Annotated in this window: 11 protein-coding genes and 2 pseudogenes; 5 read left to right on the forward strand and 8 right to left on the reverse strand. The window is 65.5% G+C overall.

The annotated features are described in order from the left end of the window. From AKL29_RS25825 to AKL29_RS25835, 3 genes and pseudogenes are all read right to left on the reverse strand, one after another. Positions 1-345 (reverse strand): annotated as a pseudogene (locus AKL29_RS25825) (NAD(P)(+) transhydrogenase (Re/Si-specific) subunit alpha); the annotation flags it as partial. A 145-nt stretch (positions 346-490) separates the two neighbouring features. Further along, positions 491-643, reverse strand: coding sequence for an aa3-type cytochrome c oxidase subunit IV (locus AKL29_RS25830; protein ID WP_028335990.1), 153 nt, complete (start codon positions 641-643; stop codon positions 491-493). A gap of 268 nt (positions 644-911) precedes the next feature. Continuing rightward, entirely contained in the window at positions 912-2,828 is a 1,917-nt protein-coding gene (locus AKL29_RS25835; protein ID WP_050386118.1) for a M3 family oligoendopeptidase, read from the reverse strand. A 142-nt stretch (positions 2,829-2,970) separates the two neighbouring features. On the opposite strand from AKL29_RS25835, the gene AKL29_RS25840 reads away from it, so the two are divergent. From AKL29_RS25840 to AKL29_RS25850, 3 genes are all read left to right on the forward strand, one after another. Further along, complete coding sequence (locus tag AKL29_RS25840; RefSeq protein WP_050386119.1) at positions 2,971-4,461, forward strand: sigma-54-dependent transcriptional regulator; 1,491 nt, start codon at positions 2,971-2,973, stop codon at positions 4,459-4,461. A 307-nt stretch (positions 4,462-4,768) separates the two neighbouring features. Then, entirely contained in the window at positions 4,769-7,060 is a 2,292-nt protein-coding gene (locus tag AKL29_RS25845) for a L,D-transpeptidase family protein (protein WP_050386120.1), read from the forward strand. Between the two features lie 265 nt (positions 7,061-7,325). Then, positions 7,326-8,924, forward strand: coding sequence for a peptidoglycan L,D-endopeptidase MepK (locus AKL29_RS25850; protein WP_050386121.1), 1,599 nt, complete (start codon positions 7,326-7,328; stop codon positions 8,922-8,924). A gap of 41 nt (positions 8,925-8,965) precedes the next feature. Here AKL29_RS25850 and AKL29_RS25855 read toward each other — a convergent pair whose 3' ends face one another. The 3 genes from AKL29_RS25855 to AKL29_RS25865 form a co-directional block, all read right to left on the reverse strand. Continuing rightward, the gene (locus AKL29_RS25855; RefSeq protein ID WP_028335985.1) at positions 8,966-10,729 is read right to left on the reverse strand and encodes an adenylate/guanylate cyclase domain-containing protein; all 1,764 of its coding nucleotides are present in this window, start codon (positions 10,727-10,729) and stop codon (positions 8,966-8,968) included. 135 nt (positions 10,730-10,864) lie between these two features. Then, positions 10,865-11,137 carry a DUF2312 domain-containing protein gene (locus AKL29_RS25860; RefSeq protein WP_016841616.1) on the reverse strand — a complete coding sequence of 91 codons (273 nt, stop codon included), beginning with the start codon at positions 11,135-11,137 and terminating at the stop codon, positions 10,865-10,867. A 174-nt stretch (positions 11,138-11,311) separates the two neighbouring features. Beyond that, a complete protein-coding gene (locus tag AKL29_RS25865) occupies positions 11,312-11,614 on the reverse strand; it encodes a DUF1244 domain-containing protein (RefSeq protein ID WP_028335984.1) in 303 nt (100 codons plus the stop codon). A 196-nt stretch (positions 11,615-11,810) separates the two neighbouring features. Here AKL29_RS25865 and AKL29_RS25870 point away from each other — a divergent pair, with 196 nt between their 5' ends. Beyond that, a complete protein-coding gene (locus AKL29_RS25870; protein WP_038377731.1) occupies positions 11,811-12,419 on the forward strand; it encodes a DUF1036 domain-containing protein in 609 nt (202 codons plus the stop codon). Further along, positions 12,416-13,852 (forward strand): pyruvate kinase, encoded by a 1,437-nt coding sequence (gene pyk, locus AKL29_RS25875; RefSeq protein ID WP_028335982.1) that lies wholly within the window; start codon positions 12,416-12,418, stop codon positions 13,850-13,852. Before AKL29_RS25870 ends, pyk begins: the two co-directional genes overlap by 4 nt. 77 nt (positions 13,853-13,929) lie before the next feature. On the opposite strand, the gene AKL29_RS25880 is transcribed toward pyk, so the two are convergent. Beyond that, on the reverse strand, positions 13,930-14,358 hold the full coding sequence (locus AKL29_RS25880) for an OsmC family protein (RefSeq protein ID WP_016841620.1): 429 nt from the start codon (positions 14,356-14,358) through the stop codon (positions 13,930-13,932). 76 nt (positions 14,359-14,434) lie between these two features. After that, positions 14,435-14,726 (reverse strand): annotated as a pseudogene (locus AKL29_RS45585) (TetR/AcrR family transcriptional regulator); the annotation flags it as partial.

Genomic DNA, 14,726 nt, shown 5'->3' on the forward strand with positions numbered 1-14,726 from the left:
TTCCATCGCGAAGGCGGACACGCCGGCATCAGCCATCGCCTTCAGCGCGGCCTCGTTGCCGTACGGATCCATGATCGCGATGACCAGCGCGCCGCGCTTGTATTTGGACAGTTCGGAGGCCTCCGGCCGCTTCACCTTGATGATGATGTCGGCGTCCTTGAGCGCGTCCGCGCTGACCGTGGCGCCAACCGCGGTGAACTCCGAATCGGGAAGGCCCGACTTGATGCCCGCGCCCGGCTCGACCGCGACCTCGGCGCCGAGTGCCTTGAACTTCTTCACGGTATCGGGCGAGGCCGCAACCCGCGGCTCGGACGGATCAATTTCCTTGGCAACGGCAATCTTCATGGGCCCTCCGGCGGCGCGAGCGGCGCACGCGTCTTCAAACTAGCGTTATTTTCGCCAGATTTGGATACCCGGTTTTTACATCCGGGTTTCGACAGCAATTCCGGCACCGCCGCGGGACGGCAGCGCCGCTAGCCGATCCCAAGGATCAGACCAGGAAATAGGCCATCAGGATAAGAATAATGGCGACGCTGATGGTGCCCCATTTGACCAGCATGAGAAACCCTTCATAGGTCTGCTCATGCGCCACGTAATCGTTGCCGTCGGCGGTCGTGTAGGCCACTTCGCTATGGTCTGCCATCGCTGTCCCCAGTCAGAAATTCGCGTTCCTCCGCGAGCCATTACCGCAAACGGGTAGGCAGGGCAACGGCGCGGTCCCGATCGGGCGATTTGAAGCGCAAATCGTCCCCGATCCACGTCCGAGCGACGACGCCGCGGCAGCCCCTCGGCAGGATCGGCCCCCCAAACGCAGGCATCATGGAACGATCATGCCGCCAGGCGCAAAAAACGCCGAACAAAACTGGCACGGGGCCGACCGCCGCCCGGCCCGGCCGGAACGCCGATGGGCCTCAGCCCATCGCCTCCAGCTCGTCGATCATGCCGGCGATGACGGACAGGCCGCCGTCCCAGAATTTCGGGTCCTTGGCATCGAGCCCGAACGGCCGCAGCAGTTCGGAGTAGTGCTTGGTGCCGCCGGCGGCGAGCATGTCGAGATAGCGCTCGGCAAAGCCTTCGGACGCGTGCTCGTAGACCGCATAGAGCGAGTTCACGAGGCAATCGCCGAACGCATAGGCATAGACGTAGAACGGCGAGTGGATGAAGTGCGGAATGTACATCCAGAACGTCTCGTAGCCCGGCTTGATCTCGATCGCCGGCCCCAGGCTCTCGCCCTGCACGCTGAGCCAGATCTGGCCGATCCGCTCGGCGGTGAGTTCGCCGTTCTTGCGCTCGGTATGAACCGCGCGCTCGAATGAATAGAACGCGATCTGCCGCACCACGGTATTGATCATGTCCTCGACCTTGCCCGCGAGCAGCGCCTGGCGCTGCTTGGCGTTCCTGGTCTGCGACAATAGCCGCTTGAAGGTCAGCATCTCGCCGAACACGCTTGCGGTTTCCGCCAGCGTCAGCGGCGTCGGCGCCATCAGCGCGCCGTTCTTCGCCGCCAGCACCTGATGGACGCCGTGACCGAGCTCATGCGCCAGCGTCATCACGTCGCGCGGCTTGCCCTGATAGTTCATCAGCACATAGGGATGCGCCGACGGCGTGGTCGGATGCGAGAACGCACCGGGCGCCTTGCCGGGACGGACCGGCGCATCGATCCAGCGATCGTCGAAGAAGCGCTCGGCGATCTCGGCCATCTTGGGCGAGAAGCCGCTATAGGCCGACAGCACCATGTTGCGCGCCTCGGGCCAGGCGATCGTGCCGGTCGCCGCGAACGGCAGCGGGGCGTTGCGGTCCCAGTGCGGCAGCTTCTTCTTTTTGAACCAGCCGGCCTTCAGCGCGTAATAGCGGTGCGACAGCTTCGGATAGGCCGCGCGCACCGAGGCGACCAGCGCATCGACCACCTCGCGCTCGACGCGGTTGTTGAGATGGCGGGAATCCGCGACATCCTGGAAGCCGCGCCAGCGGTCGGAGATTTCCTTGTCCTTGGCGAGCGTATTGGTGATCAGCGCGAAGCTGCGCTCATTGTCCTTGAAGGTCTTGGCGAGCGCCTGCGCGGCAGCCTTGCGCTTGTCCCCCGCCTTGTCCTGCAGCAGGTTCAGCGTCGGCTCGATCGCGAGTTCCTTGCCGCCGACCTTGAAACGCAGACCGGAGATGGTCTGGTCGAACAGCCGGTTCCAGGCCGCGTAGCCGCTTTGCGCCTTTTCGTGGAACAGCTGCTCGACGCGATCCTCGAGCTGGTACGGCTTGTCCTTGCGGAGATCCTCGATCCATGGCCGGTAATGGCCGAGCTCCGGTTCGGCCATCGCGCGCTCGATCACATCATCGTCGACGCGATTGAGCTCGAGCGAGAAGAACAACAGATGCACCGACGCGGCGGTCAGCCGCTCGGAGACGTCGCCGTAGAATTTCGAGATCGCGGGATCGACGCTGTCGCCGGCATGGACCAGGCCGGCGTAAGAGCCGAGACGGCCAGCCAGATCGTCGATCGCCTCATAGCGCCTGATCGCCTCGGCCAGCCACTTTCCGCCGCCTTCCTTGGCGGTATTTTCGGCAAGCTTGCCCTTGTAGTCGGTCTCAAACGCGACGCAATCTGCGTCCATTTTCTGCAAGTCGCGTGCGACCTCAGGCGCATCGATACCGGAGTAGAGATCTGCCAGATTCCATTCCGGAAGCTTGCCGGTCTTGCTGGCTGCCTTTTTCGCCGCCGGGCCGCCTGCGGACGATTTGCGTTGCGCGGCCGTCTTGCGCAACGCGGCTTCCTTGCGGAGAGCGGCCTTGCTGAGGGCAGACTTGTTGGATGCAGTTTTGGAGCGCGAGGTCATCTTGTTCGTAACCTTAGTTCAGTCGGAAAGATGTCGGCGGCGGCGGAATGAATGCGGGTTTGCAACATTTAAGAGTGCGTTAATCGGCATCGGCGACATTGCCCCGATTCGAGACAAATAAACGTAGCGTGCGGGGAAAACCATGGCTGCCACCATTTTGATCGCCGATGACGACGCAGTACAGCGCCGTTTGGTTGAAAACATGGTGCAGAAGTGCGGCTATGAGCCCCTCGTCGTGGACAGTGGCGACGCGGCGATCGCGGCCCTGACCGCATCCGAGACGCAGGCGATTGACGCCGTCGTGCTCGACCTCGTGATGCCGGGCCTCGACGGACTTGGAGTCCTCGCAAAAATTCGTGAAGCTGGTTTGACCGTCCCGGTCATCGTGCAGACCGCGCATGGCGGCATCGACAATGTCGTGTCGGCGATGCGCGCCGGTGCCCAGGATTTCGTCGTCAAGCCGGTCGGCTTCGAGCGGCTGCAGGTCTCCCTGCGCAACGCCCTCAACGCCTCGGCGCTGAAGGGCGAATTGCAGCGGATCCGCCACAGCCGCGAGGGCCGGCTGACCTTCTCCGATATCATCACCCGCAGCGAGGCGATGGGCGGGGTGCTGCGCACCGCGCAAAAGGCCGCGTCCTCGACGATCCCGGTGCTGATCGAGGGCGAATCCGGCGTCGGCAAGGAACTGTTCGCGCGTGCCATTCACGGCAGCAGCGAGCGCAAGGCCAGGCCGTTCGTTGCGGTGAATTGCGGCGCGATCCCGGACAATCTCGTCGAATCGATCCTGTTCGGCCACGAGAAGGGCGCCTTCACCGGCGCCACCGAGCGCCATCAGGGCAAGTTCGTCGAAGCGCATGGCGGCACGCTGTTCCTCGACGAGGTTGGCGAATTGCCGCTGGCCACGCAGGTGAAATTGCTGCGCGCCCTGCAGGAAGGCACCGTCGAGGCGGTCGGCGGCCGCAAGCCGGTCAAGGTCGATGTTCGCATCATCTCGGCGACCAACCGCAAGCTGCTCGATCTCGTGAAAGGCGGCCAGTTCCGCGAGGACCTGTTCTATCGCCTGCACGTGCTGCCGCTGACCATTCCGGCGCTGCGACAGCGGCGCGAAGACATCCCGCATCTGCTGCGGCATTTCCTGGCGCGGTTCTGCGCCGAGGAAAACCGCAACATCACCGGCATCAGCGGCGAGGCGATGGCCCACCTCTCGCAACTCGACTGGCCGGGCAACATCCGCCAGCTCGAGAACACGGTGTATCGCGCCGTGGTGATGAGCGACGGCGACCAGCTCGGGCTCGCCGATTTCCCGCAAGGAACGGCGCATCCGGCGCCGGAGGGCAAATCGCTGCAGGGCGAGCCGCTGGTGGTGTCGCCTTCCACGGCTCCCGCCATGATATCCGGTAATGAAATACCGGTTGCCGCCTCCCTGCCCACGGCCGGCGGCCTTTCCATGCTCAATGCCGCGGGCGAGGTGCGCCCCCTGGAAGATCTCGAGAACGAGATCATCCGCTTCGCGATTTCGCATTATCGCGGACAGATGTCGGAGGTCGCGCGCCGCCTCAAGATCGGCCGCTCGACGCTCTATCGCAAGCTCGACGAAGCTGCGGCCGGCGCGCCCGCAAGCGACGCCACTTAGCCCTCGAGGCCGACAGGGCCACACCAGGGAACCTTTTGAACCGTGTCGTGGCGGTGACAGACAAAGGCTGTGCCGCGTGGCAAAAACGCACAGCCCGGAGCGAAATCAGCTGCTTCGAGGTCAGTTTGTCGTGAGTTGCCCCGCATGGCGCTGGCTGCATGAGAGGGGCAAAGGTATCGTCTGCGTTCGTTGTGTGCAGGCGTGCGAGTCGATCGAGAGGCCGGCGCTTCGCGCAAGCTATGAAACCAAATTCTGATTTGAACTGTTCCAGTTTGATGAGGGGCAGTTTCACCCAGGGGGTGTGACGATGCGTGACTGTTCGAACAACCGTCGAGGATTTGACCGCGTATTGATGGCCGTCGCGGCAACCTTCCTCACGGTGTCCGCGACCGCGGCCTTCGCGCAGGACACGCCGCACTCCAGCGCCTCGGAACTCGCGATCGACGCGGCGATCCCGCGCCCCGAACCGGCCAACGTGCCGCCCCCCACCGCAAGCGATTTCAAGGCCGACACCACCGCCGCGCTGCCCGATGCAGCCAAGCCGGCCGACGTGAAGCCAGCGGATGTGCAAGCCACCGAGGCCAAACCCGCTCCGACAAAACCGGTCGACGCCAAGCCGGCAGAGCCGAGCGCGACTGCAAAGGCCGTCGAGCCGAAGCCCGCCGATGTCGTAACCGCGCCTGCGACGAAGCCGGCCGATGCCCCGAAGACCGATACCGCCGTCGCGCCGGCGGCGGCCGCCCCCGCCCCCGCAACGGCCACCGCGCCTGCCGCAAGCCCCGCGCCTGCAACGGCAGCAGCGCCGGCCACTGCTCCCGCGACCGCCGCGGCGCCGGCGAGCGAACCGGCGAAGGCAGCGAGCAATGTTGCCGCCGAGGATCAGCCGGTTGCCGACAAGCTGCGCGAACTGCTCGCCAGCAAGTCGCTGCGTAGCTTCGACCGCAAGAACGAGCGCGCTGCGGCCGAGAAGTTCTATTCGACTCGCGAATACGCGCCGGTGTTCACCAAGGCCGGCAAGCTGACCGACGCCGGCAAGGGCGTCATCGCCCGCCTGAAGGACGCGGACGCGGATGGCCTCGATGCCGCCGACTATCCGGTGCCGGATTTCGCCGCAGCGACCTCGCCGGACGCGCTTGCCGACGCGGAGCTGAAACTCGCCGCCAGCATGCTGGACTACGCCCGCCAGGCCCAGAGCGGCCGCATGCACTGGTCGCAGGTGTCGGCGGACATTCTCTATCCGGAGCACCCGATCGATCCGGCGGAAGTGTTCGCCAATGTGACCTCCGCGAAAGACGCCTCCGCCGCGCTCGACGGCTACAACCCGCCGCAGAAGCTCTACAAGGAGCTGAAGCAGAAGCTCGCAGAGCTGCGTGGCCAGGGCGACGGCCCGGTCATCACCATCGCGGACGGCCCGACGCTGAAATATTTGCCGGCACGCAAGAAGCAGGCTGCGGTCGAGATGGACGATCCGCGCGTGCCGGACCTGCGCAACAAGCTCGGCGTCACCGAGAATGCCGACAGCACCAAGTATGACGCGACGGTCGCGCGGGCGGTGGAGAAATTCCAGAGCAGCGTCGACCTCAAGCCGACCGGCGTTCTCGACGAGCGCACGGTGAAGGCGCTGAACAATCCGAAGCGCGACCGGCAGATCGACACCGTGATCGTCAACATGGAGCGCTGGCGCTGGCTGCCGCGCCAGCTCGGCGCCGCCAGCGTCGGCAATGCCTATGTGATCCTCAACATCCCGGACTACACGTTGAAGGTGATGCAGAACGGCGCGCAGGTCTGGACCACCCGCGTCGTTACCGGCAAGCCCGGCCAGCATGCCACGCCGCTTTTGACCGAGACGATGAAGTACATCACGGTCAATCCGACGTGGAACGTGCCGCCGTCGATCATCTACAACGAATATCTGCCGGCCCTGCAGCAGGATCCGACGGTGCTGCAGCGCATGGGCCTCAGGCTCGAGCGCAACCGCGACGGCTCGATCCACATTTCGCAGCCGCCGGGTGAAGCCAACGCGCTCGGCCGGATCCGCTTCAACTTCCCGAACAAGTTCCTGGTCTATCAGCACGACACGCCGGACAAGTACCTGTTCGCGAAGGACGAGCGCGCGTTCAGCCACGGCTGCATGCGTGTGCAGAATCCCGATCAGTACGCCGCCGTCCTGCTCAACATCACCGAGCCGAACCAGCACTACACGCCGGAGCGGATCCGCAGCATGTACGGTTCGAGCGAGGTCGACCTGAAATTCCCGACGCCGATCCCGGTGAACATCACCTACCAGACCGCGTTCGTGGACGATGCCGGCAAGCTGCAATTGCGCAGGGACGTTTACGGCCGCGATGCCAGCATGCTGTCGCTGCTCAGGAACAACCGCGGCAAGGATCTCGAGACGGTGGTGGCGCACGCCCAGCCGAGCTACTCGCGTCCGCCGAGCAGCAGCCTGCCCGCCGGCGTCAATGTCGCGGGCGACAACGGCTTTGGCTCCTCCGGACCAAACTTCTTCGAGCGCCTGTTCGGGGGATTCGGACAGCCGGAGCCGCAGCCGATCCGTCGCGGGCAGGCCCAGCAGCAGCGCCGGGTGATCACCCGCTAATCTGCATTTCCGCCCGATTGGGATAAATTTTGAAGCAAAATCAACGATCTCGCTCAAAAGGCGAGATCGTTTACGTTAACCATTTCGGGTCTCGGCCGGGGAGCAGGGCTATCTTTTGCCACACTCGCCCAGTTAGTTAAGCCTAACTTGGGGGCGGGTCGGTAAACCTCGGTTAACCCTCCCGCTTTAAGAAAGCGTTCACCGTCTTCCGCAGGGGGTCTGCGAAAGATGCCGACCGAACGCTCGTCGACTGGGTGGGCTCATAGTGCTGGCTGTCTTCGCACGCCGCTACAAACCGCTGTCGTTGCCTAAGGCCGGATACCAAGTCGGCCTGACTGCGCTATTGCTGTTGGCGGGCGCGGGATCGGTGCACGATGCCACCGCGCTGAACCAGACCCGCACCCTCTCCTTCCATCACACCCATTCCGGCGAAGACCTCACCGTCACCTTCAAGCGCGACGGCCGTTACGACGAAGGCGCGCTGAAACAGCTCAACCACTTCCTGCGCGACTGGCGCTCCCAAGATGAAACGGTGATGGACCGTCACCTCTTCGACATCCTGTGGGAAGTCTATAACGACGTCGGCGGCAAGCAGCCGATCCAGATCATCTCCGCCTATCGCGCCCCTGCCACCAACGCCATGCTCCGCCGCCGCTCCTCGGGCGTCGCGCGCCACAGCCAGCACATGCTGGGGCACGCGATGGACTTCTTCATCCCAGGCGTGCCGCTGGAGCAGATCCGCTATGCCGGCCTCCGCCTGCAGCGCGGCGGCGTTGGCTTCTATCCGACCTCGGGCTCGCCGTTCGTCCATCTCGACACCGGCAGCATCCGCCACTGGCCGCGCATGACCCGCGATCAGCTGGTCAGGGTGTTCCCCGACGGCCGCACCGTCCATGTCCCGACCGACGGCACGCCGCTGAAGGGCTATGAGCTTGCCAAGGCCGATATCGAGCGCCGCGGCAATGGTGACGATGCCGCGACCATCGGCAAGCCGAGCCTGTTCGCGAAGCTGTTCGGTGGCGGCAAGTCGAGTGACGATGAAGACGAAGGCGCGGCCAGCGTGAACGACAAGCCGGCCGCCAACACCGTGGTGGCCGCCGCCGCGCCCGCCAAATCCGCCGATCCGATTCCGCTGCCGCGCGCCAAGCCGCAGTTCGCCGCCGCCATCCAGCTCGCGGCCGCCGACGCCCAGCTCGTTCCGATGCCGAAGGCGAAGCCCGCGGTGCAAGTGGTGCAGATGGCCGAGAACACCGCGCCGCAATCGCCTGCCGACATCATCAATGCCCGCGGCTTCTGGGGTGACGAGGGTGAGGCGCCGAAGCAAGCGTCGGCGGCGCAGATAGCCGCGCTGAAGGCCCGTGAGGCGGTCGGCGGCAGCGATCCGCAGACCACTGCCAGCACGACGACCGAAAACTTCAACAAGGCGCTGGCCTATGCGCCCGCGGCGGCCTCACCGGTCGATCGCGCCAACATCGTCGCAGCGACCGCGCCGATCCCGCGCAACGCGCGCCCGACGCGCAATGCCGCGGCTCCTAGCACCGAAATCAACACCGTCGTTGCCAAGGGCGCACCGAGCCAGGGCGTGATCACCACCTCCGCGCGGATCTCGGCTGCCAAGGGCAACGATATCTGGATGCGCGTGGTGATGCTGGCGCCGAGCGCGAGCAATGCCATGCTGACCACGGTGCTTGGCGACACCGACATGACCATGATGCGGGCTCATTTCGTCAAGCCGCAGGCCGCCGTCGTCATGACCTTCTCGGAAGATCCGATGATGGGCATGACCTGCGACCGCTTCTCGGGCTCGGCGACCGCCCTCCTGACGACCCAGTCCTTCGTGCTCCGCACCGCCTCGCTGCGCTGAGCCGCTGCGCCTCTGCCGGACAAGGATAGCTTTGCGCCGGTTCAGGCCGGCAGCCCTGCCTTGAGCAGGCCGGCCTCGAAGCGTGCCCGATCGGGCTCGCGCTTGTAGTGCTGGGTTGCCAGATGCGCCGACACCGAGAAGGTCGGCTCGCGCTTCAGCACCTCGGCGGCGTGGGCCGAGGCAGCCACCGTGTTGCCCATCTGCGCGAAGGTCGCCGCGAGGAAGGCGTGATGGGTGTGGTCGGGGCGCGTAATCCGCGAGAACGCCTCGGCGGCGTCAGCGTATTTCTCGGCGCAATAGCAGGCCCGGCCGAGATGGCTCCAGAAGCGCTCCGGATGGAACGGATTGAGGCGCATCGACCGCTTGATCCAGTCGATGCCTTCCTCGGGCCGCCCGAGCCAGGTCAGGAGCTCGCCCTGCTGCACGACGACGAGGTCGTAATTCGGGTTCAGCGCGAGCGCGCGCTCCTGGTGGAAGGCCGCCTTGTCGTGGTCGTCGCGGTTGAGGTTCAGCGCGGCGAGAATCCGGTGCACGTCGCTGTCATTGTCGTCGAGCTTGAGCGCGATCTCGAGCTCTGCGGCGACCTGCGCCATGGTCGCGTCGCGGTCGGTGCACCAGTTGTAGACCCAGGTCTGGCCGAGCACGCAGGCCCGCCAGGCGTGGGCGTGGGCATAGTTCGGGTCAAGCACGATGGCCCGTTCGAGCAGGCGCTGCGCCTCCGCGTTGTCGTCGCGTGCCGAGCGATGATGCAGCACCTTGGCGGCAAGCACGCACTCGTAGGCCGCCATGTTGTCGGTCGGCTTGCGCTTGACACGGTCATGCGCGGCAGCCTCGACGCGCCCCGGCAAGGTCGCCACGATCGCACGCGTCATCTCGTCCTGGATGGCGAAGATGTCGGCCAGCTCGCGGTCGTAGCGTTCGGCCCAGACGTGCCGGTCGGCCACGGCGTCGATCAGCTGCACCGTGACGCGGATCCGGCCGCCCGCCTTCCGCACGCTGCCTTCCAGCACATAGTCGACGGCGAATTCCTTCGCGACGTCCTGCACCTTCACGGCCTTGCCCTTGTACACGAAGGTCGAGTTGCGCGAGATCACCAGCAGATCGTGGAAGCGCGACAGCTCAGTGATGATGTCCTCGGTGAGCCCGTCGGCGAAGAATTCCTGCTCGGGATCGCCGCTCATGTTGACGAGCGGCAGCACGGCGATGGAGGGCTTCTTGGCGACGACAGGGGCGGCCACCGCACTCGGGTGCTCCGGAACGGGCCTGGCACCGGATTCGAGATGGACGCGGAAAACCCGGATTGGGCGCGCGATGTTCTTGACGGTCTGGTCGCCGAGATCCTCGAAGCTCAGATCTTCCAGGCGATCGCCGACCTGATCGCGCACCGCGCCGGAAATGCAGATGCCGCCGGGCTCGGCCAGCGTCTCCAGACGGGACGCGACGTTGACGCCGTCGCCGAAGATATCGGCGCCGTCAACGATCACGTCGCCAAGATTGATGCCGATGCGAAACTGCATCCAGCGCGCCGGCGCGACGTCGGCGTTGCGCTTCGCCATCCGGCTCTGGACCTCGGCCGCGCACAGCACCGCATCGACGACGCTATGGAATTCAACCAGCAGGCCGTCGCCGGTGGTCTTGATGATGCGGCCGCGATTCTTGGCGATGGCCGGATCGATCAGCTCGATGCGATGGGTTTTGAGGCGCGCAAGGGTGCCCGTCTCGTCAGCCTCCATCAGGCGGCTATAGCCGACCATGTCGGCGGCGAGGACCGCAGCGAGCCGGCGCTCTGGTCCTGGCACGTCCATCTGAACGATCTGCCCGGTTACCTCGCCGCCAGTGTAGCAAATCCCGGGATTTCACCCAAGCCTCGACAGGAGGTCTTCCAGCAGCTTTGGGGGGCGCCCTTGGCGAACGCCCGGCAGGGGTGGCCGCTGGCCGCCTCAGAGCATCCCCAGCGCCTGCATGTAGGTCTCCAGGATGGTCTCCTGCTCCTGGCGCTCGTTCGGATCCTGCTTGCGCAGACGGATGATGGCGCGCAGCGCCTTGACGTCGAAGCCGTTGCCCTTGCTCTCGGCATAGACGTCGCGAATGTCGTCCGAGATCGTCTTCTTCTCTTCTTCCAGCCGCTCGATGCGCTCGATGATGGACTTGAGCTGGTCCTTGGCAAATCGCGTTGCGGGCTCTTCCTTGACGGCGGCAGACGTGGTGGCCATCGCGCACTCCTGAACAGGTATTGAAATGTTACGCGAATACGCGCCTTGCGCACCGCTTGCTGCGGGCGACCCTCGATTTTGGCGCGCCTTCCGTCAAGGAAACATCGCGCTCATCCACAGCGCGCCCACAGGAGATGCGGACGGCCGCGGAACTGACGTCACACAGGCTGAGGTTTAATGCCCGCTCTGGGCTTTCTTCATCGCCGCGAGCTGCTCGGGCGTCGCGCTGCCCTGATACTTCGCCTTCCATTCCTCATACGGCATGCCGTAGACCGCCTCACGGCTCTCGTCCTTGCTCACGGTAAGGCCCTTGGCGTCGGCCTCTTCCTTCATCCAGTTGGACAGGCAGTTGCGGCAGAAGCCGGCGAGGTTCATGAGGTCGATGTTTTGCACATCGGTGCGGTCGCGCAGGTGACTGACGAGACGCCGGAAGACCGCGGCCTCGAGTTCCGTTCTGGTTTTGTCGTCAATGCTCATGATCGTGATCCCGTGTGTCGCGCTCACCATATTGATATCAGGTGGGAATTGTCACAGATTTTGCCATATCGGCGCGCAAAACGGACCCGTCCGGCCATCCCGGCCACGGTCCGACAGCGTCGCAGACGGGCGCCCGCCCGTTGACAGTGCCGGCCGGGCACGCGAAATCGTCCATGATTTGATATAGCTTCGCTGCATGAGCCCAACAGATTCCCTCGCCTCAGCTCCCCGCAATATCCGCCTGACGTTGGCCGGCCTCCTGCCGGTGCTGGCGCTTGTCGCGGCCTGCCTGTGGACGAGTCCGGCGGCCGCCGATTTCCGGCTCTGCAACAACACCTCGAGCCGCGTCGGCATCGCGCTCGGCTACAAGGACGCCGAGGGCTGGACCACCGAGGGCTGGTGGAACGTGTCGTCGCGCACCTGCGAGACCTTGCTGCGCGGCAACCTTGTGGCGCGCTACTACTACATCTACGCTCTCGACTATGATCGCGGCGGCGAATGGTCCGGCCAGGCCTTCATGTGCTCGCGCGATAAGGAATTCACCATCAAGGGCACCGAAAATTGCCTGGCGCGCGGGTTCGACCGCACCGGCTTCTTCGAGGTCGATACCGGCGAGCAGCGTGCATGGACCGTCCAGCTGACCGAAGCCAACGAACAACAGCCGCAGAAAGTACCGGGAATGCCGGGCGGCGTGGGTCCAGGAAGTCCCGGGGCGATGCCGGGCCTGCCCAACCCGCCGCCGGGCGCAGCGCCTCCGGGCGCGTCTGGTCTGCCGCCAGCCGCACCACCCGGAAACAAACCATGAGACGACTGCGTCGAATCAAGATCCTCGCAACACTCGGCCCGGCCTCCTCAGACAGCGCGATGATCCGCAAGCTGTTCGAGGCGGGCGCCGACGTCTTCCGCATCAACATGAGCCATACCCCGCATGACAAGATGCGGGAGCTGGTCAAGACCATCCGCAATGTCGAATCGAGCTACGGCCGGCCGATCGGCATCCTGGTCGACCTGCAAGGGCCGAAGCTGCGGCTTGGCTCGTTCGCGGAAGGCTCGACCCAGCTCAAGAACGGCCAGAGCTTCATTCTGGATTCCGACAAGACGCCGGGCGACAACAGCCGCGTCCAGCTTCCGCATCCGGAGATCCTCGCGGCGCTCCGCCCGGGCCACGCGCTGCTGCTCGACGACGGCAAGGTGCGGCTGATCGCCGAGGAAACCTCGCCCGAGCGCGCGATCACGCGCGTCGTGATCGGCGGCAAGATGTCGGACCGCAAGGGCGTCAGCCTGCCCGATACCGATCTGCCGGTGTCGGCGATGACCGCAAAGGACCGCGCCGACCTGGAAGCCGCGCTGCCGGAGGGGATCGACTGGGTCGCGCTGTCCTTCGTGCAGCGAGCCGAGGACGTGATTGAGGCCAAGAAGATGATCCGCGGCCGCGCCGCCGTGATGGCCAAGATCGAGAAGCCGCAGGCGATCGACCGCCTCGCCGACATCATCGAAGCATCGGACGCGCTGATGGTGGCGCGCGGCGATCTCGGCGTCGAACTGCCGCTGGAGCGGGTGCCGAGCCTGCAGAAGCAGATGATCCGGATGGCGCGCCGCGCCGGCCGGCCGGTGGTGGTCGCAACGCAAATGCTGGAATCGATGATCCAGGCGCCGGTGCCGACGCGCGCCGAAGTCTCCGACGTCGCCACCGCCGTCTACGAAGGCGCCGACGCCATCATGCTGTCCGCGGAATCCGCCGCCGGCAAATTCCCGGTGGAGGCGGTCTCGACCATGAACCGCATCGGCGAGGAGGTGGAGCGCGACCCGACCTATCGCAACGTGATCAACGCGCAACGCGTCGATCCCGAAGCGACGGTGGGTGACGCCATTGCCGACGCGGCGCGGCAGATCGCCGAGACGCTCGACCTGTCGGCGATCATCTGCTGGACGTCGTCAGGCTCGACCGCGATCCGCGTGGCGCGCGAGCGGCCCAAGGTGCCGGTGGTCGCGATCACGCCGAACCTCGTCACCGGCCGCAAGCTGTCGGTGGTGTGGGGGGTGCATTGCGTGGTCGCCGAGGACGCCCACGATCTCGACGACATGGTCGACCGCGCCGGCTCGATTGGGTTCCGCGACGGTTTTGCCAAGGCCGGCCAGCGCGTCATCATCGTTGCCGGCGTGCCGCTCCGCGCCCCCGGCACCACCAACATGCTGCGCATCGCCTCGGTCGGCCCGAGCGGCGACGCGCAGCTCTAGATTCCTGTTTGACGCGTTGTCTTCACGCGAACCGGTGCCCGCTTCGCTCGAAAACGCATTAACCCGCCGCGCCGCGATCAGCCCTGCAATGACGCGTCGAGCGTGATCTTGGTGTTGAGCAGCTTCGACACCGGACATCCGGCCTTCGCCTTGCCGGCCAGTTCCTGGAACGTCGCATTATCGGCGCCCGGGATCTTCGCCGACAGCGTCAGGTGCACCGCGGTGATGGCGAAGCCGTCGGCGACCTTCTCCAGGGTCACATCGGCCTTGGTCTCCATATGCTCCGCCGTGAGCTTGGCTTCGCCGAGAATCAGCGACAGCGCCATCGTGAAGCAGGCGGCATGCGCCGCGCCGATCAGCTCCTCCGGGTTCGAACCCGGTTTGCCCTCGAAGCGGCTGGCGAAGCCGTAGGGGTAATCCGAGAGCGCGCCGCTCTTGGTCGAGATCGCGCCCTTGCCGTCCTTGATGCCGCCCTGCCATTTGGCCGAGCCATGGGTCGTCGTCATGGGTTGCTCCGTGAGGTGGTTGAGCCCAGCCCCGAAACCTACAACGCCATTGCGACAGAAGTGTTCTTCGCGCGCCTCAGGCGCCGACCAGCGCCTTCGCCGGGGTCGTTGCCTGCACCACGAGGCCACGCGCGCGTGCGTCCATCACGCCGACCGCGCGCAGCGCAAGCAGCGTCACGGTCTGCACCGCGTCACGCAGCTTGATCGGATCGTCGAGATTGGCCGGCGCCAGCGGGCCGACCAGCGCTTCGTGCAGCGCGCCGAGCAAGGCGGTGGCGGCCAGCGCCGTGTCCTGCGCCGGCAGGTGGCCGGCGCGCACCGCGGCATCGATGCGCATGGCAAGCTCGCCGGAAATGTCGCGGCGGCTG

Origin of the sequence: Bradyrhizobium pachyrhizi, from assembly GCF_001189245.1 — a bacterium.
Classification (GTDB): domain Bacteria; phylum Pseudomonadota; class Alphaproteobacteria; order Rhizobiales; family Xanthobacteraceae; genus Bradyrhizobium; species Bradyrhizobium pachyrhizi.